The sequence below is a fragment of the Streptomyces sp. NPDC005374 genome (assembly GCF_042872225.1).
In the GTDB taxonomy this organism is placed as follows: Bacteria; Actinomycetota; Actinomycetes; order Streptomycetales; family Streptomycetaceae; genus Streptomyces.
Window position 1 is genome coordinate 62,830 of record NZ_JBIAKA010000004.1, and the last position, 24,232, is coordinate 87,061.

Consider the following 24,232-nt stretch of genomic DNA (forward strand, 5'->3'; position numbering starts at 1 on the left):
AGTCCAGCGATGAGTGTCATGGTCGACATCAGCTCCCTCCACAGGAGCCTCGGTCCGCCCGGTTCCGGAGGGCCGACGGGGCTCTCCGACGAACCGGTCTCCGCGCTCGGCCCCGGGCTCGCCGGTGAAGTCCTCGACGTCATCAAGGTGTTGGCCGATCAGCGCACCACGATGATCGTCGAGCAGGGGGCGCCCGCCGAGGTGCTGGACAACCCGCGGCCCGAACCCGCACGGGCCTCTCTCCCGGAGGTGCTGTGATGCTGCATCTCGCCGCCGCCGTCGACCAGCCGTCCGCCTACGACGCCGCCTCCTACGTCGGCCTCGCACGGCTCGCCGAGAGCGGCGGGTTCGACTTCGTGACGCTGCACGACACCTTCGCCCGGCCCGGCCTCGACGCCCTCGCCGTGCTGTCGAGGGTCGTGCCCGCCACCCGGCGGATCGGCCTGGTGCCCACCGTGACCACCACGCACACCGAGCCCTTCCACGTCCAGGCAGCCGTCGCGACCCTCGACTGGCTCAGCCAGGGGCGGGCCGGCTGGCGGCTCGATGTGTCGGGAACCGCGAGCGAGGCCCGTCTCTTCGGCCGCCCGCACCCCGCCGCGCTCGGCCTCGCCGACGCGGGGGAACCCCCGTACCCGGCCGACGCGTTGTGGCAGGAGGCCGGGGAAGTCGCCGACGTGGCCGCCAAGTTGTGGGACAGCCGGGAGGACAATCCCGGGAAGAAGAAGGTGCCGGCCGACCGGGACACGCTGCATCCCGTCGACTTCCGGGGCACGACCTTCTCAGTCAAGGGCCCCTCCCCCGTGCCGAGACCCCCGCAGGGCCATCCGGTCCGTGTCGTCGACGCCACCGACGCGGCCGCCCGGCGGACCGCCGCCCGGTACGCCGACGTGGCTCTGGTGCACGCCGTGAGCACCGCGCAGACAGCCGCCGTTCGGGACCAACTCCGGGCGCAGGCAGCCGGGTTCGGCCGCGACCCCGACGAACTGCGGGTCTTCGCGGGCCTGCTCGTCGACCTCGGCGACGGCGAGCACGCGGCCGAGCCGGGGCACGGCGGAGGCGGTCCCCGGCAGAGCGCGCGGGGGCCGCTCTACCGGGGCGGCCCGGTCGACCTCGCGGAACTGATCGCCACCTGGCACGCCGAGGGAGCCGTCGACGGCTTCCACCTCACGCCCGCCGAACCGTTCCGTGATCTGGAACGGCTCGTCAACGGCACGGCGGCGCTGCTCCAGCACCGCGGACTGTTCCGCACCTTCTATCCGGGCGGCACGCTCAGGGAGCACCTGGGTCTGGCCAGGCCGGCCAACCAGTACGCCGTGGCCGGGGGAGTGGCATGAGCCGTCGGCAGATCCATCTCGCCGTGCGCTTCCCGGGCGCCGGCGACACCACCGGCCGAACGGATCGGCGCTCGACGTCCCGGATCGAGTTCTCGTCCTTCGAACGCCTGGCCCGCACCGCGGAGCGGGGACTGTTCGACTTCCTCCTCCTCGCCGAGGGGCCGTACGAACGGCGGGGCCACCACCAGGACCTGGAGGCGGCCTGCCACCCCGACCCGGTCACCGTCCTGGGCGCCCTCGCCGGTGTCACCGAACACCTCGGCCTCGCGGCCACGGTCGACGCGACCTGTCACGAGCCCTACGGACTCGCCCGCAGGTTCGCGACGTTGGACCACCTCAGCGGGGGCCGGGCCGCCTGGAACGTGCTGACCTCCGCGGACGCCGCCACCGGGGAGAACTTCCGGCGCGGCGGCTTCCTGGACCGGGCCGACCGGTACCGCCGTACCGCCGAGTTCCTGGACGCGGCGAGGGAGTTGTGGGACTCCTGGACACCGGACGGGGTGGCGCGGCCGTTCGCGCACCGCGGGCGGCACTTCGACATCGCGGGCGAGTTCACCGTGCCGCGCTCGCCGCAGGGGCATCCGGTCGTGATCCAGGCCGGTGACTGCGAGGAGGAACGGGAGCTGGCCGCCGCGACAGCCGACGTCCTCCTCTCCGGCCCGGGGCCCGCAATCGGCTCCCCGGGACGACACGGCGGCCGGCACAGCCCGCTCGCGGAGGGCCAGGCCCGCTACGCCGACGTGAAGCGCCGCCTCGCCAAGTACGGCCGCGCCCCCGACGATCTGAGGATCATGCCCGTGGTGAGCGTCGTCCTCGGCGACACCGCCACCGAGGCCCAGGAGAAGAGCCTGCCGATCCGGCGGAGCGCGATCGAGGCGGAGCGCCCGCGGTTCCTGGCCGGCACCCCGGAGGCGGTCGCCACCGAACTCGAGGAATTCGTCCGGCGCGAGGCCGCCGACGGCTTCGTCCTCGTCCCGCATCCCACCCCGGGCAGCCTCGAGGAGTTCGTGGACCGGGTGGTCCCACTGCTCCAGGAGCGCGGCGCGTTCCGCACGGAGTACCGGGGCACCACCCTGCACTCGCACCTCGGGGTTCCCGACCCCGCACAGACCGCACAGAAGGACTGATCACATGACCACGGACGCGTCCGACGCGTGGAAGCACTGGCACGAGCACCGCGTCCAGGAGGTGTCCGAGCCCTACGGGCCGCTCGCGCTCGTCGGCACCTACTGGCTGGCGGACCACCCGGACGGGCGGCTCCCGGATCTCCCGGGGACCTGGACCCTGACGGACGACGCGGTGGTGCTGACCGCCACCGAGGCGGACGGACCGAGCGTCGACGGGCGGCCCTTCGCGGGTGAGGCAAGGCTGTCCGCCGACCTCGGACCGGTGGGAGCCTCCCGGGCGTCCCTCGGCGAGCGCCGACTGGTCGTGCTGGTGCGCGAAGGGGTCTGGGGCGTACGGGACTTCGACCCCGGCTCCGCCGCCCGGCGGGCGTTCCGCGGGATCGAGGCCACGTCGTACGACCCGCGCTGGTCGGTGCCGGGGCGCTTCACGCCGTACGACACGCGGCGGACCGTCCGCGTCCCGAACGCGGACGGCGTCGAGCGGGGGTTCGTGCTCGGCGGCGAGGTGACGTTCGAGATCGACGGGCAGGAGTCGGTGCTCAAGGTCGCGGTCCTCGGCGACGGTTCGCTGTGGGCGGTTTTCGGCGATACGACAAGCGGGGACAGCAGCTACCGGTTCCGCTTCCTGTACCCGGCCGCGCCGGACGCCGAAGGGCGTACGACGGTCGACTTCAACCGCGCGGTGCTGCCGCCGTGCGCCTTCGCCGACCACTTCATCTGTCCGTTCCCGCCGCCGGGGAACACCCTGGGCGTCGCCGTCGCGGCGGGGGAGCGCAATCTGGTCCGGTGAGCCGCCGGTTCACGGGGATCGTAAAGATGCTTCAAAGGTTGACGGCCGAAAGGCGCCCTTGCGCCTACCGGCCGGTCGGCCGAATACTCCCCCTCAGCGCTTGTCAGGGGCACAACGTGTTCGAAATCCGGACGCGTTCGCCCCCGACTGCGCCTCACGGGCCCCGACCCCACGCGGGCCCCCGAATTCCCCTGGGAGGGAACGACACGTGAGGATCAAGCGCACCACCCCCCGCAGTGGCATTGCGAGACGGACCCGGCTGATCGCCGGTACCACCGGCCTCGTGGCCGCGGCCGCGATCGCGGTCCCCAGCGCGAACGCGACCGCTGCGACCCCGTTCAGCACGGCCCAACTCAAGAGCGCCAGCAGCTCGGTGCTCAAGGCCGACATCCCCGGCACCGCCTGGGCCGTCGACAGCAAGACCAACCGTGTGGTCGTCACCGCCGACAGCACGGTCTCGCAGGCCGAGATCGCCAAGATCAAGGAGCAGGCCGGCGGCAACGCCGACGCGCTCACGATCAAGCGGACCCCGGGCAAGTTCAACAAGCTGATCTCAGGCGGCGACGCCATCTATGCGAGTAGCTGGCGCTGCTCCCTCGGCTTCAACGTCCGCAGCGGCAGCACCTACTACTTCCTGACCGCCGGTCACTGCACCGACGGCGCGGGCACCTGGTGGTCGAACTCCGGGCACACGACCACCCTCGGTTCGACGGCCGGGTCCAGCTTCCCGACCAACGACTACGGCCTCGTCAAGTACTCGACGAGCTACCCCGTGTCGTCGATCTCCGGCACCGTCGGCAGCGTCGACATCACCAGCGCCGCCACCCCGAGCGTGGGCACCACGGTCAACCGCCGCGGCTCCACCACCGGCATCCACAGCGGCCGGGTCACCGCGCTCAACGCGACCGTCAACTACGGTGGCGGAGACGTCGTCTACGGCATGATCCAGACCACGGTCTGCGCCGAACCCGGCGACTCCGGCGGCCCGCTGTACGGGAGCAACGGTGTCGCCTACGGTCTGACCTCCGGCGGCAGCGGCAACTGCTCCTCCGGCGGTACGACCTTCTTCCAGCCGGTCACCGAGGCGCTGAGCGCGTACGGCGTGAGCGTCTTCTAGGACCGCCGAACCACCTGAAGCGCAGCCGACACCTGGTGAGCCCCCGTACGCGTCTGGCGTACGGGGGTTCGCCGTGATCACGGCATGGTCGGTTTCGGTATGTGCTTCGGTGTTTGCTTCGGTGGCGCGCAGAGCCAGTCCAGTACGGCCGGCAGGGCCTCCAGCGCCCCGAAGCGGCCGGCGTCCGGCTCCAGGACGGGGCGCACGCGGGGGATCCGGTTCATGAGCCACTTGAAATGGCCGGCCGGGAAGAACGTGTCCCGGGCGCCGTGCCACAGCAGGACGGGCCGGGTGACGTCCGCCGGGTCGAAGCCCCAGTTGCTGAGCAGGGCGAGGTCGTCGTCGAGCCAGCCGTACGCCGAATCGCGCAGCGCCTCGCGGTAGCCGCGCAGCAGCATCTCGCCGACGGCCGGGGTGGACACGATCCGCCGGTCGGAGTCGGTGAGCCCGTCGCGGACGGAGACGAGCAGCTGCGCGGGGTCGCGGCGGATGTCGGCGGCGCGGGCCGCGAGGCGTCCGGCGAAGGCGAGCGGGTCGGTGAGCGCCCGGGTGAACTCCTCGACGTGGGACTCGGCCATGCCGTCGAACCAGCTCAGGTCCCGCGCGTCCGGCGGTGCGGGTGAGGCCAGCACCGCCGCCCGCCGTACCCGGGAGGGCAGCAGGGCGGCGCAGGCCAGGGCGTGCGGGGCGCCGCCGGCGTGGCCGAGCACCGAGAAGCGGCCGAGCCCGAGGGCACCGGCCAGCTCCGCCACGTCCCGGGCGGCGTCGGCCACCCGGCGTCCCGGCAGGCGGTCCGAACCGCCGTAGCCGGGGCGGTCGTAGGCGATGAACCGGATGTGCGGGTGCGCGGTGACGACTTCCCGGGGTACGACGCCGGAGCGGCAGCCCGGGGTGTCGTGCAGCAGCACCACCGGTGTGCCGTCCGGATCGCCGTACTCCTCGACCGCCAGCCGGCGGCCGTCCTGTGTCCTGATGCCGTGGACCACCTGTGTCCTCCGTCTCCCCAACGCGAACATCCCGGCGTTACCGTCGAAGTACACACCTTGAGCGCCTGGTTCGGACCCTGGGGGGCCGCAATGGTCGAGGAGCTGGTGGCGGCGGGAGCGACGCTCGTGACTGCCGGAGCGGTGTACGCGATGGCGGCTGCGCGCGTCGTCAAACAGTACGAACGGGGCTTGGTCTTCCGTCTCGGCAAGCTGCGGTCCGACGTGCGCGGGCCGGGGTTCACGATGATCGTTCCGGGCATCGACAAGCTCCGGAAGGTCAACATGCAGATCGTGACCATGCCGGTGCCCGGGCAGGAGGGCATCACCCGGGACAACGTCACGGTGCGGGTCGACGCCGTCGTCTACTTCAAGGTGACCTCGCCTGCCGAGGCGATCGTCCGGGTGGAGGACTACCGGTTCGCGGTCGCGCAGATGGCGCAGACCTCGCTGCGGTCCATCATCGGCAAGAGCGAGCTGGACGATCTGCTCTCCAACCGCGAAAAACTCAACCAGGGGCTGGAGTTGATGATCGACAGCCCGGCCGTGGAGTGGGGCGTCACCATCGACCGGGTCGAGATCAAGGACGTCTCGCTGCCCGAGACCATGAAGCGGTCCATGGCCCGGCAGGCCGAGGCGGACCGGGAGCGGCGGGCGCGGGTCATCAACGCGGACGCGGAGCTCCAGGCGTCGAAGAAGCTGGCCGAGGCGGCCAAGGAGATGTCCGAGCAGCCCGCCGCGCTGCAACTGCGGTTGCTGCAGACGGTGGTGGCGGTGGCGGCGGAGAAGAACTCGACGCTGGTGCTGCCGTTCCCGGTGGAGTTGCTGCGGTTCCTGGAGCGGGCGCAGCCTACGGTGGCGCCCGCGCAGCCTGTGGCGCCCGCGCAGGCAGTGGCGCCGTCGGCTGTCCAGCAACCGGTGCAGGAGCAACTCCCGTCTCCCGCGCCCCGTCCGGATTCCGTCCCCGAAGGGTCGGATTCAAGACAGGACTAGACCTCACGCACCGCTGATGGGTTACTCGCGCGTAGTGTTTGCAGCGCGAATGCGCCTGGTGTGACTGTGCACGGTCAAGTCGCGAGGGGCGTGCAACCGCGTTCTACGCGCGTCCTGAAGTCAACCTTGTGCGCCCCCTGCCGGGTTCGGAAGAGTGGACGCCTGTCAACCAGCCTTCCGGCCCCTGAGAACCCCACACTCTCCTGGGCCGACCCCCCACAGGAGGACGCGAGTTGAAGCACCGACGGATACCCGGGCGACGGATCGTCGTGGCAGGTGCGGGCGTTGCCGCACTGGTCGCGGCGGGAGTCACCTTGCAGACTGCGAACGCCAGCGAGACGCCGGCCTCACCCGAGGTCAAGACCCTCTCGGCCCTCGCGGCCGGAAAGCTCGCCTCGACACTCGGGGCCGATCTCGGCGCGGACGCGGCCGGGACGTTCTACGACGCGAAGACCAAGAGTCTCGTGGTGAACGTGCTCGACGAGGACGCGGCGCGAACCGTGTCGGCGGCCGGGGCCTCGGCGAGAATCGTCGCGAACTCCCTCGCCGAGCTGAAGAGCGCGCACACGACGCTCAAGAGCGACGCGACCATCCCGGGGACGTCCTGGGTGACCGACCCGACGACCAACAAGGTCGTCGTCACCGCCGACCGCACGGTGTCCGACGCCGAGTGGACCAAGCTCACGAAGGTGGTCGACGGACTGGGGCCGGTGGCCGAACTCCAGCGCACGAAGGCGGAGTTCAAGCCCTTCATCGCCGGCGGTGACGCGATCTCCGGGTCCGGAGGACGGTGCTCGCTGGGGTTCAACGTGGTCAAGGGCGGCGAGCCGTACTTCCTCACCGCGGGACACTGCACCGAGGCGATCTCGACCTGGTCGGACTCCAGCGGGAAGCAGATCGGCACCAACGAGGTGTCGAGCTTCCCGGACAACGACTTCGGGCTGGTGAAGTACACGGCCGAGGTCGACCACCCCAGCGAGGTGGACCTCTACAACGGGTCCGCGCAGGCGATCACGGGGGCGGCGACGGCGACCGTCGGTCAGTCCGTGACACGCAGCGGGTCCACGACCCAGGTGCACTCGGGGAAGGTCACCGGCCTGGACGCGACCGTGAACTACGGCAACGGCGACATCGTGAACGGGCTGATCCAGACCGATGTGTGCGCGGAGCCCGGGGACAGCGGCGGCTCACTGTTCTCCGGCAGCAGCGCGATCGGCCTGACGTCCGGCGGCAGCGGCGACTGCACCTCCGGCGGGGAGACGTTCTTCCAGCCGGTGACGCAGGCACTGTCGGCAACCGGGACGTCGATCGGCTGACGGGCCCGGCGCTGTGAAGTCCCGCCCCTCGCGCGAGGGGCGGGACTTCTGTGTGTGCTCGGGGGCATGGCACCGTTCACGGTTGTGGGCGCTTGAGGCTGGGTGGCTTCCCCGCGCGCGCCTTCCGTAGAAGGGGTTCGGAGGACGGGGCCGTCCCCTGCCGTGTCGGCGTCTCACATGCCGCGGTCCGGGCCGTACCAGGGCTCGGGGCGTTCGTCGGCGGACATCGGGAGGTGCTGCAGTTTCACAGGGCCGGGGTAAAAGGCTGCGCTGTTGGGGCCGGTCATGTCTTCACCGACCAGGTAGCGATAGAGCCACTCCGCGAAGCTCACGCGGTGCTCCACCCAGGTTTCGTCATAGCTGACCAGGAACCTCGTGACATCGGCGGCCGCGTCGAGGAAGATCGTTTCTCCCCGGTCCGTGCTCGCGATCGGCCACAGGCCGTTGCGGGTGCCGAAGCTCAACTCCTCAAGTCCGAACAGTTGACGAGGGTCCTCATCCGCGTCGAGGTCGAGCTCGTCCCAGGGCACCTGGGACCAGGCCCGGGCGGTGTCCCGGATCTTCTGGCCCAGGTTCCAGCGCTCGGTCGCCGGGTGGGCGAGGTGCAGGTGGCCGTTGAGCTGGACCGGGGCGTAGGCATCGACAATGACCCGGTAGTCGGGCGGCAGCTGTATGCCGAGTTCAGCGTGGAGGCGGTCCCATGCCGACGGCTCTGCATAGCGGTTCTGAGCCGGTCCGAGCATGGCCATGGTGGCAGCCAGGTAGTCGGTCATGGGGCACCTCGTCGGGATGGATCGACGCTGAGCGGCAGGTCAGCGGCAGTGCGGGATCGTCCGGATCACTTCACGGATCATGCCAGACCGCCGTTCGTCGTGGGCCGGTTCGCCGGCCTGCGACAGCAGAGCAGAGCAGCGGTGAGACCGGCGAGGGCCAGAAGGCGGTCGGCCTCGCGTTCGGAGCGACGGTGCGGGCGGCGGCACTCCGCCGGCCACGCCACCGTCCGTTCCAGCCGCTCTTACGGTCCGGTTCATGACGGACCCCGCCTCTGAAAGACGCTGGACCAAGGGCGAGTTCGGCGTGCGCGATTGCCCTGAGCCGGCAGGTGACCGGCTTTGTGGTCCGATGCCGTCGCCCCTCGCCCGATGGGAACGCGACACGGGACGGTCCGCATCGGCGTCGGCGATCCGGATGCCGTGGTCCGAGACCGCTTGACCTTGACGCAGGGGCAACCCTCCATCCTTCCGGCAGGGGCGTCCCCGCAGTCGCGTGGAGCAGCTCCGCAAAGGAGGCAGATGACCATGGCGGCCCAAACGATCGCCGGTCCGGCGATGCGCGTGCAGGGTCTGGAGAAGTCGTACGGAAAACTCGAAGTACTGCGCGGTGTGGACTTCGACGTGGCGCAGGGCAGCATCTTCGCCCTGCTCGGCTCCAACGGGGCAGGCAAGACCACGACCGTGAGAATCCTCGCCACGCTCCTGAAGGCCGACGCGGGGACGGCGAGCGTCAACGGCTTCGACGTCGCCACGCAACCGGCGAACGTGCGGGAGTCCATCAGTCTCACCGGGCAGTTCGCGGCCGTCGACGAGATCCTCAGCGGTCGGGAGAACCTCGCCCTGGTCGCCAGGCTGCGCCACCTCAAGGACCCGGGCGCGACCGCGGACGACCTGCTGAGGCGATTCTCGCTGAGCGCGGCGGGAGCGCGGCGGGTGTCCACGTACTCGGGTGGGATGCGCCGTCGGCTGGACATCGCGATGAGCCTCATCGGGAACTCGCCGGTGATCTTCCTGGACGAGCCGACGGCCGGACTCGACCCCGAGGCACGCATCGAGGTGTGGGACGCGGTCAAGGAGCTCGCCGGTCATGGAACGACGGTGCTGCTCACCACGCAGTATCTGGAGGAGGCAGAGCAGCTGGCCGACCGGATCGCGATCCTCCACCAGGGCCGGATCATCGTGAACGGCACCCTCGCCGAGCTCAAGCAGCTCTTCCCGCCCGCCAAGGTCGAGTACGTCGAGAAGCAGCCGACTCTGGAGGAGATCTTCCTCGCGGTCGTCGGCGGCGGCGACAAGAGCGACACCACTGGCACGACAACCGGGGGACAAGGATGACCGCGTACTTCTTCAGCGACACCGCCGCGCTCACGGGGCGGACCCTGCGCCATGTCACACGCAGCATGGACACCATCATCACGACCGCCATCACGCCGGTCGCCATGATGCTGATGTTCGTCTACGTGTTCGGCGGTGCCATCGATACGGGGTCGGTCCCGTACGTGGACTACATGCTGCCCGGCATCCTGCTCATGACCGTCGCGTCGGGCGTCTCCTACACCGCGTACCGGTTGTTCACCGATGTGAAGAGCGGGATCTTCGAGCGGTTCCAGTCCATGCCGATCGCGCGGTCGGGTGTGCTGTGGGCCCACGTCGTCACCTCTCTGGTCGCCAACCTGATCGCGCTCGTGCTGGTCGTGGGCGTCGCCGTGCTCATGGGCTTCCGCTCAGGGGCGGGGGTGTCGGCATGGCTCGCGGTCGCCGGCATCCTGCTCCTGTTCACTCTTGCGCTGACCTGGCTCGCCGTGATTCCCGGGCTCTCCGCGTCGTCGGTCGAGGGAGCGGGCGCGTTCGCCTACCCGCTCATCTTCCTGCCGTTCGTCAGCTCGGCGTTCGTGCCCACAACGACGATGCCCGGCCCGGTGCGCTGGTTCGCCGAGCACCAGCCGGTGACGTCGATCGTCAACACGATCCGCAACCTGTTCGCCCAGCAGCCGGTCGGCGACGACATCTGGACCGCCCTCGCGTGGTGCGTCGGCATCCTCGTCGTGGCGTACGTCTTCGCGATGGCCGCCTATCGCCGGAAGATCGCCTGAGGCAGGCTGAGACCCATGCTCACCATCAGCCGACTGGCGGCGTACGCCGGGGTGACGGTACGGGCGGTCCGTCACTACCACAAGATCGGACTGCTGCCGGAGCCCGAGCGCGACCGGTCCGGATACCGGACCTACAACGCTGTCGCGGTCGTACGACTGATCCGGATCCGCACTCTCGCAGACGCCGGCGTGCCGCTCGCCCGGGTGCAGGAACTTCTCGACGCCGGCCCGGAGGAGTTCGCCGACGGCGTCCAGGAGATCGACAAGGATCTGCGCGCCGAGATCCGGCGGCTGCAGGACACCCGCAGCCGGCTCGCCCGACTCGCGGTCGGAGAGCACCTCGCGCTTCCGCGGAGCGTCGTGGACTACCTCGACCGGCTGCGCGGGCTCGGCGTCGAGGAGCGGTACATCGAGATGGAACGGGACGCCTGGATCATGATCGCAGCTCAGGTGCCGCATTCGATCGACTCCGTGATCGCCAAGAAGCACGAGGAGCTGGACGACCCCGACATGGTGAAGCTCTACAGCCTTCTCAGCGGGGCACTCGACTGGCCGGCAGACGATCCGCGGATCGTCGAGGTCGCCGACATCATGGAGCGCTTGATGGTTCGCGCTGTGGAGGCCGGCGAGGTGGGCGCCGATGACGGCATCGACGATCAGTTCGCCGACCTGCTGGACTCGACCATGGTCGAGTCCTCACCGCACGCCGTGCGGCTGCTGGCGATCCTGAAGGAGCGTGGCTGGAGAGGCTGGACCCGCATCGAGCGAGTGCCTGCCGACAGGCTCGACACGGAACTGCCGCCGTCCTGAACTCGCCGACTCCGGCAACCGACCCAAGCCTGAACGGTCACCGGTGGACGTTTTCGCAGGTGGGAGGTGGTCGAGTGGGACTCGTACAAGAGTTCGAAAGTTGGTCTATGGTGGAGGTGAGGCGGTAAGGAACTGGTGTTCGATATTCGATGGTGGGAGGTGCGGATGCCCGGCTTCACCCATCTGCACACCACCTCCGGGTTCTCCCTGCGCTACGGCGCCTCGCACCCGGAGCGCCTGGCCGAGCGCGCCTCCGAGCGGGGCATGGACGCCCTCGCCCTCACCGACCGCGACACCCTCGCCGGCACGGTCCGCTTCGCCAAGGCCTGCGCGAAGGCCGGGGTGCGGCCGGTGTTCGGGGTGGAGCTGGCGGTGGAGGAGACCGGGCCCGTACGGCAGGAGCGGCGCCGCGCTCCCGTACGCGGAGGTGCCTTCGTCGATGAGTCGACTCCCCGTGTCACCTTTCTCGCCAGGGACGGCGCCCGCGGCTGGGCCGACCTGTGCCGGCTGGTCACGGTGGCGCACTCCGGCAAGGGTGCGGAGGGCATGCCTGTACTGCCCTGGGCCGAGAACCGGGGGGACGGGCTGACCGTGCTGCTCGGGCCCGCCTCCGACGTCGGCCGCGCTCTCGCCGCCGGCCGTCCCGACCGGGCCGCCAGGCTCCTCGCCCCCTGGCGGGATACCTACGGCGACGCCCTGCGGCTCGAAGCCGTCTGGCACGGGCGCAAGGGCACCGGGCCCGGCTCCCTGCGGCTGGCCGCCCGCACCGTCGGCTTCGCCGCCGAACAGCGGATCCGGCCCGTGCTCAGCAACGCCGTCCGGTATGCCGACGCCGGCCTGGGCCCGGTCGCCGACGTCCTGGACTCCGCCCGCCGACTGGTCCCCGTAGGCGCGGCCGGGGAGCTGGACTCCGGCGAGGCCTGGCTCAAGGACGCCGGTGCCATGCTGGAGGCCGCCGAGCGGATCGTCGAGGCCGCGGGCTTCCGGCGCGAGACCGGGTACCGGCTGCTGGAGCAGACGCAGACGGCCGCGTCCGAGTGTGTCGTGGACCCCGAGGACGACCTCGGTATCGGCACCGTCCACTTCCCCGAAGCGCGTCTCGTCGGCGCGGGCCGGCGCACCGCCCAGCGGACGCTGGCCTCGCGGGCGGCAGCGGGGATGGTGCGCAAGGGGTACACGGGCAAGAGCGCGTACTGGGAACGGATGCACGAGGAACTGGACATCATCGCCCACCACGGCTTCGCCTCCTACTTCCTGACGGTCGCTCAGGTCGTCGACGACGTAAGGGACATGGGGATCCGGGTGGCCGCCCGCGGCTCCGGCGCGGGCTCCCTGGTCAACCACCTCCTCGGTATCGCCCACGCCGATCCCGTCGAGCACGGGCTGCTGATGGAGCGGTTCCTGTCCACGCGGCGGCTCGTCCTGCCCGACATCGACATCGACGTGGAGTCCGCGCGCCGGCTCGAGGTCTACCGGGCGATCATCGGACGGTTCGGCACCGAGCGGGTCGCCACCGTCGCGATGCCGGAGACGTACCGGGTGCGGCACGCGATCCGGGACGTGGGGGCGGCCCTGTCGATGGACCCCGCCGACATCGACCGCATCGCCAAGTCCTTCCCGCACATCCGGGCCCGCGACGCCCGCGCGGCGCTGGAGGAGCTGCCCGAACTCAAGGCGCTGGCAGGGGAGAAGCAGCGCCACGGCAGGTTGTGGGAGCTGGTCGAGTCCCTCGACGCCCTGCCGCGCGGTGTCGCCATGCATCCGTGCGGGGTGCTGCTCTCCGACGCGTCCCTGCTGAGCCGTACGCCGGTCGTGCCGACCAGCGGCGAGGGACTGCCCATGTCGCAGTTCGACAAGGAGGACGTCGAGGACCTCGGGCTGCTCAAGCTCGACGTGCTCGGCGTGCGGATGCAGTCGGCGATGGCGCACGCGGTCGCCGAGGTGGAGCGGGGCACGGGGGAGCGGGTCGACCTGGACGCGGTACCGCCGGGCGACCCGGCGACGTATCAACTCATCCGGTCCGCCGAGACGTTGGGCTGCTTCCAGATCGAGTCGCCGGGGCAGCGGGACCTGGTGGGGCGGTTGCAGCCGGCGACCTTCCACGACCTCGTCGTCGACATCTCGCTCTTCCGGCCCGGTCCGGTCGCCGCCGACATGGTGCGGCCGTTCATCGAGGCACGGCACGGGCGGGCGCCCGTCAGATATCCGCACCGGGACCTGGAGCGGCCGTTGAAGGAGACGTACGGGGTCGTCGTCTTCCACGAGCAGATCATCGACATCGTCGACATCATGACCGGCTGCGGGCGCGGCGAGGCGGACCGGGTGCGGCGCGGGCTGTCCGACCCGGAGTCGCAGGGGCGGATCCGGTTCTGGTTCGCGCAGCACGCGGCGGCGAACGGATACGGCGCGGAAACGATTCAGCGGACCTGGGAGATCGTCGAGGCCTTCGGGTCGTACGGCTTCTGCAAGGCGCACGCGGTCGCCTTCGCCGTACCGACGTACCAGTCGGCGTGGCTGAAGGCGCACCACCCGGCCGCCTTCTATGCGGGGCTCCTCACACACGACCCCGGGATGTATCCCAAGCGGCTGCTGCTGGCGGACGCGCGGCGGCGCGGGGTGCCGATCCTGCCGCTGGACGTGAACCGGTCGGCGGTCGCTCACCGTATCGAACTGGTGTCTGAATCACCGATGGTGTGGGGACTGCGGCTGGCCCTCTCCGACGTGCACGGCATCAGCGAGACCGAGGCGGCGCGGATCGCCCAGGGACAGCCGTACGCCTCACTGCTGGACTTCTGGGAACGGGGGCGGCCGAGCCGTCCGGTGGCCCAAAGGCTGGCCCAGGTAGGGGCGTTGGACGCGTTCGGCGCCAACAGGCGCGATCTGCAACTGCACCTGACCGAGCTGCACCGGGGCGGACGGGGCGCGGGTGGCAGGCAGTTCCCCCTGGCCGGCGGACGGAAGACCGCCCCGGCCGGGCTGCCGGATCTCTCCTCCGTGGAGCGGCTCAGCGCCGAACTGGGGGTGCTGTCGATGGACGTCTCGCGCAACCTGATGGACGACCACCAGGAGTTCCTGCGGGAGTTGGGTGTGGCCAGTGCGAAGCGGCTGCGGGAAGCGAGGCACGGGGAGGCGGTGCTGGTCGCGGGCGCCAAGGCGGCCACCCAGACCCCGCCGATCCGGTCCGGCAAACGGGTCATCTTCACCACCCTGGACGACGGCACCGGCCTGGTCGACCTCGCCTTCTTCGACGACTCCCACGACGCCTGCGCGCACACCGTCTTCCACTCCTGGCTGCTGCTGGTGCGCGGAGTGGTGCAACGGCGGGGCCCGCGCAGCCTCAGCGTGGTGGGCTCGGCCGCCTGGAACCTCGCCGAACTGGTCGAACTGCGGGACGGGGAAGGTCTCGACGCGGTGGCGGCGCGGCTGGCGGTGCCGGTGCCGGAGCGGTCCGGTGACGTGACCGGTGATCCGACCGGCGGCCGGCGAATCCAAATGCCGACGGGATACGAACTGCATCCGTGGGCCGATCTGCGACCGGCGGGTCAAGAGGCCTCACAGGTACGGAAGTTGTGGCACCAGAGTCCGGGGAGTGCGGGATGACCATCCTCTGCGTACGTTTCCAGCTGCCGCCGACGCGGGAGGCGGCCCTGCCCGAACTGCTCGGTCTCCTCGAGGAGTTCACGCCGGTCGTCGAGGCGCTGCCACCGGACGGGGCACTGGCCGATCTGCGGGGTGCGGAACGGTACTTCAAGCGGGACGCCGTCGAGCTGGCCTCGGTGATCCGGGTCCGCGCCCTCGCCCTGCACGGCGTCGACTGTGTGATCGGCGCCGGGCCCGGGCCGATGCTGGCCCGCATGGCGCTGAAGGCCGCCCGGCCCGGGGCGACCTGCGCGGTTCCCGAGGACGCGGCGGTGGACTTCCTCGCCGGCCGGCCCGTCGCCGCGCTCCCCGGCGTCGGCGCCGCGACCGCTCGCACCCTGTGCGAGTACGGCCTCGACACGCTGGGCCGGGTCGCCACCGCACCCCTGTCCACGCTCCAGCGACTCGTCGGCGCGAAGGCCGGCCGCGAACTGCACGAGAAGGCGAACGGCGTGGACCGCGGCCGGGTGGTCCCGAACGGTGTCTCACGCTCTCTGGCCACCGAACGCCCTTTCATCCGCGACGAGTTGGACCCCGGTCGGCACCGCCGTGCCCTGCTCTCCGCCGCCGAGGAACTGGGCGCCCGACTGCGCGCCCTCGACAAGGTCTGCCGCACCCTGACCCTCACCGTCCGCTACGCCGACCGCAGCGCGACCACCCGCACCCGCACCCTCGGCGAACCCACCGCGCACTCGGCGGCCCTGACCCGGGCGGCCTACGGAATGTACGAGGCGCTGGGTCTCCAACGGGCCCGGGTCCGCTCGATCTCCCTCCGCGCCGAGGGCCTCGACCCCGCCGAACAGGCCTCCCACCAGCTCACCTTCGACCCCCTCGACGACAAACTCCGCCGCATCGAGGAGGCCGCGGACCGCGCCCGGGCCAGGTTCGGCCCGCTCGCGGTGCTGCCCGGAACGCTGGCGGCGTAGCGGTCAGTTGGCCCACGGGGGAGTGATGCGGGTGCCGTCGGCCAGTTCCGCCTCCAGGCCGATGGAGGTCGTGACCCAGGAGATCGCGGTGTGGGCGGTCGGGTTCTCGACGGCCAGGGTCGCGCCGGGGTTGATGATCACCGTGTCGCCGGCGGTGATCCGGTGGGTGGTGCCGTCGAGGGTGATCAGGAGCTCGCCGATGAGCAGATGGAAGATCTCCTCGCGGTTGACGGTGTGCGCCGGCGCCTTCGTCCCCGCGGGGATCTCGCCGCGCCAGGCGCAGAGCTCCTTGGCACCGGTCAGGGGAGTGGCGTACGAGACGAAGCGGGCGCCGTGGATCTCATGGGTGACGGCATCGGACGAGCGGACTACGGGCATGGGTGGCCTCCGGGACCGATCGAGAAATGGTCAAGCAGCTTGACTATATGGATTCATAGTCAAGCTGCTTGACCAATTCGTCAAGGGTGTTTCAATGCCTGAGTGCAGAACTCCGAAGCCCTCGCCCTGACCGCCGCCCTGCTCGCCGCCGCCAGTGATCTGACCCAGCGCATCAATGACGGAGTCCTCGCTCGCGGGTTCGAGGGGGTGCGGCCCGCCCATGGGTTCGCGTTCGCGCGGCTCGCGCCGGACGGGGCGACCGTCACCGAGATCGCGGCCCATCTCGGGGTGACCAAGCAGGCCGCGAGTCAGCTGGTCGACGAGATCGTGCGCAAGGGGTATGCCGAGCGGCGGCCGCATCCCGCGGACGCGCGGGCCCGGCTCGTCGTGCTGACCGAGCGGGGATGGGCCTGCACCCGTGCGGCGGAGGAGGCTGCCGCCGAGGCCGTACGGACGTGGGTCGATGTACTCGGTGAGAGTGAAGTGCGCGCGTTGTACGAGCGATTGGGGCGCATTGCTCCCTATGGTCCCATCAGGCCCGCCTGGTGACGTTTCATCAGCAGATGCATCCGACGCGGTTATCACTGGAAGTTTTTACTGACGCGTAACTTCACAAGTGCACTACTCGTCCGTAATTTTCGAATTGAACAGCATCCTCGTGATCCGGGTCACAGGGCGTAAGGCCATCGCACCTCCCTTGAGCCGCAAGGAGATCACACGATGCTGCCCTGGAAACGACTGCTCAGACCCCTCGCCGCCCTGCTGCTGACCGCCGCGGTCGCCGTCGTCCCCGCCGCCGGTGCCGCCCAGGCGGCCGACGCCCCCAGCCACGGCTGGAACGACTGGTCCTGCAAACCCTCCGCCGCCCACCCCCGCCCCGTCGTCCTCGTGCACGGCACCTTCGCCAACGCCACGGACAACTGGCTGGCACTCGCCCCGTACCTGGAGGACCGCGGCTACTGCCTCTTCTCCTTCGACTACGGCCAACTGCCCGGCGTGCCCCTCATCCACGGTCTCGGCCCGATCGACAAGTCGGCGGAACAGCTGAAGACCTTCGTCGACAAGGTGCTCGCCGCCACCGGAGCTACCGAGACCGACCTCGTCGGCCACTCGCAGGGCGGCCTGATGCCCCGCTACTACCTCAAGTTCCTCGGCGGAGCCGCCAAGGTGAACGCCCTCGTCGGCATCGCCCCCGACAACCACGGCACCACCCTGTCCGGCATCACCAACCTGCTGCCGTACTTCCCCGGCATCGGCGACTTCCTCACCACCAACACCCCCGCCCTCGCCGACCAGGTCGCCGGCTCCGCCTTCCTCGCCAAGCTCAACGAGGGCGGCGACACCGTCCCCGGCGTCAGGTACACGGTCCTCGCCACCAGGTACGACGAGGTCGTGACGCCGTACCAGAGCCAGTTCCTCAGCGGATCCGGCGTCCACAACGTGCTGCTCCAGGACCTGTGCCCGCTCGATCTCTCCGAACACGTGGCCATCGGACTGTTCGACCGGATCGCCTTCCACGAGGTGGCGAACGCCCTGGACCCGGCGCATGCCTCCACCACCACCTGCGCGTCGGCGCTGAGTTGAGTGGCGCCGGGGCCTGTCCGGCCTGAGCCGCCGGTCAGGCCCCGGAGTTCATCGGGTCAACGGCCCTGCCGTCCACCGCCGTTCACCGCACGCCGGCGCACCGAGCCGAACAGGATCGCCGCGCCCGCCGCGAGGACGGCCGCCCCGCCCATCGCGAGATACGACGTGCTGCCGTCCCCGCCCGTCTCGGCGAGGCGCTGCGAAGTCCCCGCAGCCTTGGGGCCGTTGACCGGGGTGCTCGCGATGTCCGCCACCGGTTCCGCCGACGTGCTCGCGTCGCTGTCGCCGTGCCCGTGGTGCTCGACCGTCGACTCCTCGGCCCCGTCCTCGATCTGTTCCTCGGAGGGAGCGGAAGCACTCGGAGCAGGGGCGGAACCACTCGCCGCACCGCCGGAGCCGCCGCCGAAAGACACGTCCGAACAGGAGTAGAACGCCTCCGGACTGTCCGAGCGCTGCCAGACCGCGTACAGGAGCTGTCTGCCGGAGCGCTCCGGCAGTGTGCCGGAGAACGTGTAGAAGCCGCCCGAGGCGACCGGGTCGGTGGCCTTCGCCACCGGATTCGACAGGTCCAGGTCGTCCCAGGCCAGTGGCTGCGAGGGGTCGTAGCCCGGCTTGGTGAGGTACACCGTGAAGGTGCCCTTGTGCGGGGCCGTCACGCGGTACCTGAAGGTGTACGACCCACTGCGCACGCTCGTCGCCGGCCAGTCGGCCCGGGCCAGGTCGAGCCCCTTGAACTCGTCGTTGCCCGCGCTGCACAGCCTGCCGTCCGGGATCAGCTCCTGGTGCCGTCCGTTCGCGTCGCCGATGCGGATGCCGTTCCAGTCGTAGAGCGCCTGAGTGCCGCCGGCCGCGACCGCCGCCCGGCACGCGTCCGACCTCGGACTCTCGGGACCCTCCGCGTAGCACTGCGAGACCCGGCTGACCGGGTCGCCCATCGAACCGTGCGCGGACGCGGGCGCGGCGGCCAGCGCGGCCAGAGCGAGCGGGGCCAGGCCGACAGCGGCGACTGCGGCGGCCTTGCGGCGTGCGGGCATGGGGGATCTCCTCGGAACCGGAACTGACGGGTGCCGGATCAAAGAAACCGTGAAATCCCCAGCTTGTGACGGTCGGTGGCGATCTTTATGGCTCTCTTAAGGGGGTGCTGAGCCGGAGATCAGGTCGGTAGCGTGCGCGCATGACGAACGAGCAGATCCGGGCCGCCGAGGCGGCCGACGTGTCGGCCGTGAAGGCCGTGGCCGACGCGGCGTTCGAGCACTACATCGAGCGCATCGGGCAGGTGCCGCAGCCCATGGAACGGGACCACGCGGCGAACGTGGCCGCGGGGCGGGTGTTCGTCACAGGGGATCCCGTGGTCGGGCTCGTGGTGGTCGAGGAACACGCGGACCATCTGTACCTCGACACCATCGCCGTCCACCCCGGCGCCCAGGGACAGGGCGTGGGAGGACGGCTGCTGCGGTTCGTCGAGGCACACGCGCGTGCGCGCGGCCTGTCCGAGGTCAGGCTCTACACCAACGCGCTGATGTGGGAGAACCAGAAGATCTACCCGAAGTTCGGTTATGAGGTCGTGGAACGGCGAGTGGACGGGCCCTATGACCGCGTCCACTACCGCAAGCGACTGGTCTGAGACGGGGCATGGCAGGCGCCGTCAGCCGTCCGGCCACCAGGTGCGGGCGATGTCCTTCCGCACCTCGGGTCGTCCCGCGGGGCGTTCGTCGGCCTCCTCGCGGATCCGGCGGGTGTCCGTCCTCTTCAGGGGCTTCTGCACGGTAGTGCGGCGCATGGCTGCCTCCTTCAGTGCCTACCGAGTTCCGCGTTCTCACGGAGGTAGACCCTTTGGGGGAGAGTTCCTCATCGGCCCCTGATCTGTCAGTGGCGGCTGTCACGATTCGATTGTCAGTGGCGGGTGTCACTCTTGGGCACATGACGGAGAACAGTGGTGTCGGGGGCGTGGACTGGGACGCCGAGGCGGCCTCCTTCGACGACGAGGCGGATCACGGGTTGCGGGACCCCGAGGTGCGCAGGGCCTGGGCCGAGCGGCTGCGGGAGTGGCTGCCGGCGATGCCCTCCGATGTCCTTGATCTGGGGTGCGGGACCGGGAGCCTGTCGCTCCTCGCGGCCGAGCAGGGACACCGTGTCACCGGGGTGGATCTCTCCCCGGCGATGGTCGAGTTGGCTCGCGCGAAGCTCGCCGGGCGTGACGCGGTGTTCCTGACCGGTGACGCGGCGATGCCGCCGGTGGGGGAGCAGCGGTTCGACGTGGTGCTCGGACGGCATGTGCTGTGGGCGCTGCCGGATCCCGGCCGGGTGTTGCGGCGGTGGTGGGGGTTGTTGCGGCCGGGTGGGCGGTTGGTGCTGGTGGAGGGCGTGTGGGGCTCGGTCGGGATATCGGCCGAGGTGCTGGCCGGACTGGCGGAGCCACTCGGGGGACATGTGCTCGTGGAGCGGCTGTCGGGGGACTCCGTGTTGTGGGGGAAGGAAGTGGATGACGAGCGGTATGCGGTGGTGGTGAGGAGCGACTAGGGCCTGTCCGGCGGAGCAGGCCGGCTCCAAGGAACGGCGCCCTGTCAGCGCAGATGTGCGTGCCAGGCCCGCGCCGCCGGCATGATCCGCCGGACAGGCCTTAGTGGATCGGGGGCCAGCGAGGTGCGTCGGCCGCTTGTTCGCCGTGGCTTGACGCGCCGCCCGCGTCGGCCAGCTTCGCCAGGTCGTCGAGGGCTGCCATCGCCGCCGACGCCGCCTCGGGGTCCCTCTCCGCCAGGCCGCTCTCCTCGAACTCGTCCTCGTCCAGGCGCAGTACTTCCCTGCCGTCCGCGGAGACCCACAGATCGAGGTCCAGGTCCTCCACGACCAGTTCGGCGCCGTCCAGGGTCGCCGGGCGGGTGATGTCGCAGTACCAGCCCTTCAAGGTGCCGGAAGCGTCGTGGACCTCCTTCACCGCGTACCAGCGGTCTCGCCAGTAGTGCTCGGTGAAGACGTCGCCGGGCTCGAAGCGGACGAAGCCGAAATCGCGCACGCCCTTGCCCGCCCAGGGGGCGCGGACGGTGATGCGGGTGCCGTCGTCGGTGAGCAGCTCGGCCTCGTAACGGATCTTCGTGCGGCCCGCCTTGACCAGGACGACGTCCAGGAGGGGCTTCGGGTCAGGTGAGTTCGCGGACATGACGTACCTCCGTGGCGCGGATCGCGTATCCGAACCATTTGTTGATCGCGAGCATGGGTTCGTTTCCGGCGTCGTTGCCCGTGAGGGCCTCGGTGTATCCGGCGGCGCGGGCGTGGTGCAGGGAGTGGTTCTTGGCGAGCTTGGCGAGGCCGCGGCCACGGAAGGCACGGGCGGTGCCGGTCATGGCGGTGGCGTAGCGGCCGGCGCCGTCCGTATGGGCGGCGCTGAAGGCGGCGGGGCGGCCGTCGACGAGGACGATCGAGGTCAGGGCGTGGTCGAGGAGCGGGTGCTTCCAGTTCTCCTCGATCCACAGGTCGTAGTCCGTGAACTCGGCACCCACGTCGCTCGGTTCGTCCATCGTGGTCTCCGCGTCCAGTTCGAAGAAGGGGCGCGGGTCGTCCGCGAAGTCGGCGGCGGTGCGCAGCTCGACGCCCGGGGGAGGGGACTGGAGCGGAGGCAGTGTGCCGCTCGTCAGGTCCAGGCGGAGGAAGTGGGCGGAGCGACTGGCCCGGTAGCCGTGCCGCTCGGCGAAGGCGCGGTTCTGCGGCTCGTCGAGGACCCAGGAGAACAGCCTGGTCGCGCCGTGTGCCGCCAGATGCTCCTCGGCGGTGCGGACGAGCAGGGCGCCGGCGCCGCGCCGCGTGCGGTCCGGGCGTACGTAGATGTTGAGGTAGCCCTGGCCCGGCTCCGGACTGTCATGGGAGAGGCCTACCTGGGCCGTGCCGATCACCTCGCCGTCCTCCTCGGCCACGAGAGAGCGGTAGCGGGCGTCCGGGTGGGTGTGCACCAGGCGGTGCAGGATCCCGGCCGGGGTCCACAGCACGAACGGGAGGGCCAGGTGACGGGCGTGGCTGAAGTCCTCGACGTCGGCCGGGTCCTGTGGGCGGAGGTCGCGCACGATCACGGTCATGAAGGCGCACGTTACGTGGGAGCGTGCGCGGAGGCCTCTCATTTTCCGGTGGGTGCGGGACAATCGGCCCGTGACCCTGAAGATCCACATCGATGACAGCGCGCCGTCGTACGAACAGGTGCGAGTGCAGATCTCCGAGCAGGCGCGGGCGGGGGTGCTGCCCGTGGGGTACCGGCTGCCGACCGTGCGGGGGCTCGCCGAGTCGCTCGGGCTGGCCGCGAACACCGTCGCCAAGGCGTACCGGGCGCTGGAGAGCGACGGCGTCATCGAGACGCGGGGGCGCAACGGCACGTTCGTCGCCGAGGCGGGCTCGGCGGCGGAACGGGAACTGGCGTCGGCCGCCCAGGCCTACGTGGAGCGGGCCCGGCGGCTCGGGCTGGACGAGCCGGCGGCTCTCGCCGCGGTGCGGGACGCGCTGCGGGCGGCCTACGGGGAGAGCTGAGCAAGGGACCCGAACATCGTCGCGTTCCTTACGGCGGCGCCGTTCGGGTCGTTGTTGAAGTACGCGTACACGTCCTGGTCCCCGCTCCAGGTCTCCCCGATCCGCTCGGCCCAGGTCTCCAGGGACCGCCTGCCGTAGTGCGGCCACGCCTGTGCGCGGCCCTCGTGGAAGCGGACGTAACCCCAGTCGGCGGTGCGCCACAGCGGGGTCACGGGGCGGGCCCGTACGTCGGCCCAGCACAGGGCCGCGCCCCGCGCTTCCAGGACCTTGCGTACCTCGGGGGTCCACCAGGAGTCGTGGCGCGGCTCGACCGCGACGCGTGTGCGGGGCGGGAAGCACCGCAGGCATCCGTCGAGCAGTGCGGTGTCCGCGCGCAGCGTCGGAGGCAGCTGCAGCAACACCGGACCCAGGCGGGAGCCCAGGCCCTCGGCGTGGCTCATCAGGCGCTCCACCGGCTCCTCGGGGTCCTTCAGGCGCTTGATGTGGGTCAGGTACCGGCTGGCCTTCACCGCCACCACGAAGCCCTGCGGCAGCCGGTCCCGCCACGTCTCGAAGTTCTCCCGGGTCGGCAACCGGTAGAACGCGTTGTTGATCTCGACCGTCGAGAAGTGCGCCGCATACTCCTCCAGCCAGAGCCGCACCGGCACGCCGGCGGGATACAGGACGTCACGCCAGTCCTTGTACTGCCACCCGGACGTGCCGACGTGCAGGGTCATACCTCCATGAAAGCACCGGCCGCGGATCTCAGAGGTACAGCCCGGCGTCGACGTCTCCCCGCGGCTCGGGCAGCGCCGTCGGTGACGTCCCCCGGCGCAGCGCGTACAGCTCCGCCAGCGTCGCGCCCTCCCGGCCGACGCCCTCCTCGGTGCCGAGCCACCCCACCGCCTCCCCGCGGGTCAGCGGGCCGACCTCGATGCGGGCCAGACAGCGGCCGGGGCGGACCACGGCGGGGTGCAGCCGCTCCAGGTCCTCGTTGGTCGTCACCCCCACCAGGACGTTGCGACCCTGGCCGAGCAGTCCGTCGGTCAGGTTCAGCAGCCGCGACAGGGCCTGGCCCGCCGTGTGCTTCGCCTCGCCGCGGATCAGTTCGTCGCAGTCCTCCAGGAGCAGGAGCCGCCAGCGGCCCTTGCCGGCCGCGTCCTCCTCGCCGATCGCGATGTCCATCAGATAGCCGACGTCACTGAACAGACGCTCCGGGTCCAGGACGCAGTCCACCTGGCACCAGTCCCGCCAGGAGCGGGCGAGGGTGCGCAGGGCCGAGGTCTTGCCGGTGCCCGGCGGGCCGTGGAGCAGCAGCAGACGGCCCGCGATGTTCTCCGGAACCGTCTTCATCAGGTGGTCCATGGCGTCCGCGACCGGTGCCGTGTAGTTCTCCCGGACCTCGTCCCAGGTGCCCGCGGAGATCTGCCGGGTGGTGCGGTGCGGGCCACGCCTGGGGGAGACGTACCAGAAGCCCATCGTCACGTTCTCCGGCTGGGGCTCCGGCTCGTCCGTCGCGCCGTCGGTGGCCTGGTCGAGGACCTTCTTCGCCAGCTCGGGTTCCGTCGCCGTCACCGTGACGTCGGCGCCGCGGTTCCAGCGGGAGACGAGCAGGGTCCAGCCGTCGCCCTCGGCGAGCGTCGCGCTGCGGTCGTCGTCCCGCGCGACGCGCAGCACCTTCGCGCCCGGCGGCAGCAGGGTGGCCCCGGAGCGGACCCGGTCGATGTTGGCCGCGTGCGAGTACGGCTGCTCGCCCGTCGCGAAGCGGCCGAGGAACAGCGCGTCGACGACGTCGGACGGCGAGTCGCTGTCGTCGACGTTGAGCCGGATCGGCAGCGCGTCGTGTGGGTTCGCAGACATGCGGGCCATGATCCGGCA

26 protein-coding genes are annotated in these 24,232 nt (G+C 70.8%); 17 read left to right on the forward strand and 9 right to left on the reverse strand.

Translation table 11 applies throughout. The annotated features are described in order from the left end of the window. The first annotated feature begins 9 nt into the window (after positions 1-9). The 5 genes from ACFYRX_RS11510 (at position 10) to ACFYRX_RS11530 (ending at position 4,371) form a co-directional block, all read left to right on the forward strand. A complete protein-coding gene (locus tag ACFYRX_RS11510; RefSeq protein WP_389098333.1) occupies positions 10-258 on the forward strand; it encodes a hypothetical protein in 249 nt (82 codons plus the stop codon). Beyond that, positions 258-1,337, forward strand: coding sequence for an LLM class flavin-dependent oxidoreductase (locus ACFYRX_RS11515; protein ID WP_389098334.1), 1,080 nt, complete (start codon positions 258-260; stop codon positions 1,335-1,337). The genes ACFYRX_RS11510 and ACFYRX_RS11515 overlap by 1 nt, the downstream gene beginning before the upstream one ends. Beyond that, on the forward strand, positions 1,334-2,464 hold the full coding sequence (locus ACFYRX_RS11520; RefSeq protein WP_389098335.1) for an LLM class flavin-dependent oxidoreductase: 1,131 nt from the start codon (positions 1,334-1,336) through the stop codon (positions 2,462-2,464). The genes ACFYRX_RS11515 and ACFYRX_RS11520 overlap by 4 nt, the downstream gene beginning before the upstream one ends. 4 nt (positions 2,465-2,468) lie before the next feature. Further along, positions 2,469-3,254 carry a DUF1684 domain-containing protein gene (locus ACFYRX_RS11525; RefSeq protein ID WP_389098336.1) on the forward strand — a complete coding sequence of 262 codons (786 nt, stop codon included), beginning with the start codon at positions 2,469-2,471 and terminating at the stop codon, positions 3,252-3,254. Between the two features lie 208 nt (positions 3,255-3,462). Further along, complete coding sequence (locus tag ACFYRX_RS11530; RefSeq protein WP_389098338.1) at positions 3,463-4,371, forward strand: S1 family peptidase; 909 nt, start codon at positions 3,463-3,465, stop codon at positions 4,369-4,371. 77 nt (positions 4,372-4,448) lie between these two features. Here ACFYRX_RS11530 and ACFYRX_RS11535 read toward each other — a convergent pair whose 3' ends face one another. Continuing rightward, positions 4,449-5,357, reverse strand: coding sequence for an alpha/beta fold hydrolase (locus tag ACFYRX_RS11535; protein ID WP_389098340.1), 909 nt, complete (start codon positions 5,355-5,357; stop codon positions 4,449-4,451). A gap of 90 nt (positions 5,358-5,447) precedes the next feature. Between ACFYRX_RS11535 and ACFYRX_RS11540 the strand changes: the two genes are divergently transcribed. Then, positions 5,448-6,347, forward strand: coding sequence for a slipin family protein (locus ACFYRX_RS11540; protein ID WP_389098342.1), 900 nt, complete (start codon positions 5,448-5,450; stop codon positions 6,345-6,347). A gap of 233 nt (positions 6,348-6,580) precedes the next feature. After that, the gene (locus ACFYRX_RS11545) at positions 6,581-7,663 is read left to right on the forward strand and encodes a S1 family peptidase (protein ID WP_389098344.1); all 1,083 of its coding nucleotides are present in this window, start codon (positions 6,581-6,583) and stop codon (positions 7,661-7,663) included. A gap of 173 nt (positions 7,664-7,836) precedes the next feature. Here ACFYRX_RS11545 and ACFYRX_RS11550 read toward each other — a convergent pair whose 3' ends face one another. Further along, positions 7,837-8,436: an SMI1/KNR4 family protein gene (locus ACFYRX_RS11550; RefSeq protein WP_389098346.1), complete on the reverse strand. Its 600-nt coding sequence runs from the start codon at positions 8,434-8,436 to the stop codon at positions 7,837-7,839. 525 nt (positions 8,437-8,961) lie between these two features. On the opposite strand from ACFYRX_RS11550, the gene ACFYRX_RS11555 reads away from it, so the two are divergent. From ACFYRX_RS11555 to ACFYRX_RS11575, 5 genes are all read left to right on the forward strand, one after another. Further along, the gene (locus ACFYRX_RS11555; RefSeq protein ID WP_389098348.1) at positions 8,962-9,771 is read left to right on the forward strand and encodes an ABC transporter ATP-binding protein; all 810 of its coding nucleotides are present in this window, start codon (positions 8,962-8,964) and stop codon (positions 9,769-9,771) included. After that, a complete protein-coding gene (locus ACFYRX_RS11560; RefSeq protein WP_389098350.1) occupies positions 9,768-10,529 on the forward strand; it encodes an ABC transporter permease in 762 nt (253 codons plus the stop codon). Before ACFYRX_RS11555 ends, ACFYRX_RS11560 begins: the two co-directional genes overlap by 4 nt. A gap of 15 nt (positions 10,530-10,544) precedes the next feature. Further along, positions 10,545-11,339: a MerR family transcriptional regulator gene (locus tag ACFYRX_RS11565; protein WP_389098351.1), complete on the forward strand. Its 795-nt coding sequence runs from the start codon at positions 10,545-10,547 to the stop codon at positions 11,337-11,339. A 165-nt stretch (positions 11,340-11,504) separates the two neighbouring features. Continuing rightward, positions 11,505-14,939, forward strand: coding sequence for a DNA polymerase III subunit alpha (locus tag ACFYRX_RS11570; RefSeq protein WP_389099084.1), 3,435 nt, complete (start codon positions 11,505-11,507; stop codon positions 14,937-14,939). After that, positions 14,936-15,904: a hypothetical protein gene (locus tag ACFYRX_RS11575; RefSeq protein WP_389098352.1), complete on the forward strand. Its 969-nt coding sequence runs from the start codon at positions 14,936-14,938 to the stop codon at positions 15,902-15,904. Before ACFYRX_RS11570 ends, ACFYRX_RS11575 begins: the two co-directional genes overlap by 4 nt. 3 nt (positions 15,905-15,907) lie before the next feature. Here ACFYRX_RS11575 and ACFYRX_RS11580 read toward each other — a convergent pair whose 3' ends face one another. After that, the gene (locus ACFYRX_RS11580; RefSeq protein ID WP_389098354.1) at positions 15,908-16,282 is read right to left on the reverse strand and encodes a cupin domain-containing protein; all 375 of its coding nucleotides are present in this window, start codon (positions 16,280-16,282) and stop codon (positions 15,908-15,910) included. A 102-nt stretch (positions 16,283-16,384) separates the two neighbouring features. Between ACFYRX_RS11580 and ACFYRX_RS11585 the strand changes: the two genes are divergently transcribed. Both ACFYRX_RS11585 and ACFYRX_RS11590 read left to right on the forward strand, forming a co-directional pair. Beyond that, entirely contained in the window at positions 16,385-16,831 is a 447-nt protein-coding gene (locus tag ACFYRX_RS11585) for a MarR family winged helix-turn-helix transcriptional regulator (protein ID WP_389098355.1), read from the forward strand. A 171-nt stretch (positions 16,832-17,002) separates the two neighbouring features. Beyond that, positions 17,003-17,866: an esterase/lipase family protein gene (locus tag ACFYRX_RS11590; protein ID WP_389098356.1), complete on the forward strand. Its 864-nt coding sequence runs from the start codon at positions 17,003-17,005 to the stop codon at positions 17,864-17,866. Between the two features lie 56 nt (positions 17,867-17,922). Here the strand turns inward: ACFYRX_RS11590 and ACFYRX_RS11595 are convergent, their stop codons facing one another. After that, positions 17,923-18,900 carry a lytic polysaccharide monooxygenase gene (locus tag ACFYRX_RS11595; RefSeq protein WP_389098358.1) on the reverse strand — a complete coding sequence of 326 codons (978 nt, stop codon included), beginning with the start codon at positions 18,898-18,900 and terminating at the stop codon, positions 17,923-17,925. Between the two features lie 140 nt (positions 18,901-19,040). Between ACFYRX_RS11595 and ACFYRX_RS11600 the strand changes: the two genes are divergently transcribed. After that, positions 19,041-19,490: a GNAT family N-acetyltransferase gene (locus tag ACFYRX_RS11600; protein ID WP_389098360.1), complete on the forward strand. Its 450-nt coding sequence runs from the start codon at positions 19,041-19,043 to the stop codon at positions 19,488-19,490. A 21-nt stretch (positions 19,491-19,511) separates the two neighbouring features. Here ACFYRX_RS11600 and ACFYRX_RS11605 read toward each other — a convergent pair whose 3' ends face one another. Then, a complete protein-coding gene (locus ACFYRX_RS11605) occupies positions 19,512-19,646 on the reverse strand; it encodes a hypothetical protein (protein ID WP_360941478.1) in 135 nt (44 codons plus the stop codon). 140 nt (positions 19,647-19,786) lie between these two features. On the opposite strand from ACFYRX_RS11605, the gene ACFYRX_RS11610 reads away from it, so the two are divergent. Next, positions 19,787-20,386 (forward strand): class I SAM-dependent methyltransferase, encoded by a 600-nt coding sequence (locus tag ACFYRX_RS11610; RefSeq protein WP_389098361.1) that lies wholly within the window; start codon positions 19,787-19,789, stop codon positions 20,384-20,386. A 100-nt stretch (positions 20,387-20,486) separates the two neighbouring features. Here ACFYRX_RS11610 and ACFYRX_RS11615 read toward each other — a convergent pair whose 3' ends face one another. Both ACFYRX_RS11615 and ACFYRX_RS11620 read right to left on the reverse strand, forming a co-directional pair. After that, positions 20,487-21,023, reverse strand: a complete 537-nt coding sequence (locus tag ACFYRX_RS11615; protein WP_389098362.1) for a DUF402 domain-containing protein — start codon at positions 21,021-21,023, stop codon at positions 20,487-20,489. Further along, positions 21,004-21,933 carry a GNAT family N-acetyltransferase gene (locus tag ACFYRX_RS11620; protein WP_389098364.1) on the reverse strand — a complete coding sequence of 310 codons (930 nt, stop codon included), beginning with the start codon at positions 21,931-21,933 and terminating at the stop codon, positions 21,004-21,006. Before ACFYRX_RS11620 ends, ACFYRX_RS11615 begins: the two co-directional genes overlap by 20 nt. 70 nt (positions 21,934-22,003) lie before the next feature. Here ACFYRX_RS11620 and ACFYRX_RS11625 point away from each other — a divergent pair, with 70 nt between their 5' ends. Beyond that, positions 22,004-22,375 carry a GntR family transcriptional regulator gene (locus tag ACFYRX_RS11625; protein WP_389098366.1) on the forward strand — a complete coding sequence of 124 codons (372 nt, stop codon included), beginning with the start codon at positions 22,004-22,006 and terminating at the stop codon, positions 22,373-22,375. Here the strand turns inward: ACFYRX_RS11625 and ACFYRX_RS11630 are convergent. Both ACFYRX_RS11630 and ACFYRX_RS11635 read right to left on the reverse strand, forming a co-directional pair. Then, the gene (locus tag ACFYRX_RS11630; RefSeq protein WP_389098368.1) at positions 22,360-23,091 is read right to left on the reverse strand and encodes a DUF72 domain-containing protein; all 732 of its coding nucleotides are present in this window, start codon (positions 23,089-23,091) and stop codon (positions 22,360-22,362) included. The genes ACFYRX_RS11625 and ACFYRX_RS11630 overlap by 16 nt on opposite strands. Before the next feature lie 28 nt (positions 23,092-23,119). Next, on the reverse strand, positions 23,120-24,214 hold the full coding sequence (locus tag ACFYRX_RS11635) for a DUF5925 domain-containing protein (protein WP_389098370.1): 1,095 nt from the start codon (positions 24,212-24,214) through the stop codon (positions 23,120-23,122). Positions 24,215-24,232 lie beyond the last annotated feature (18 nt).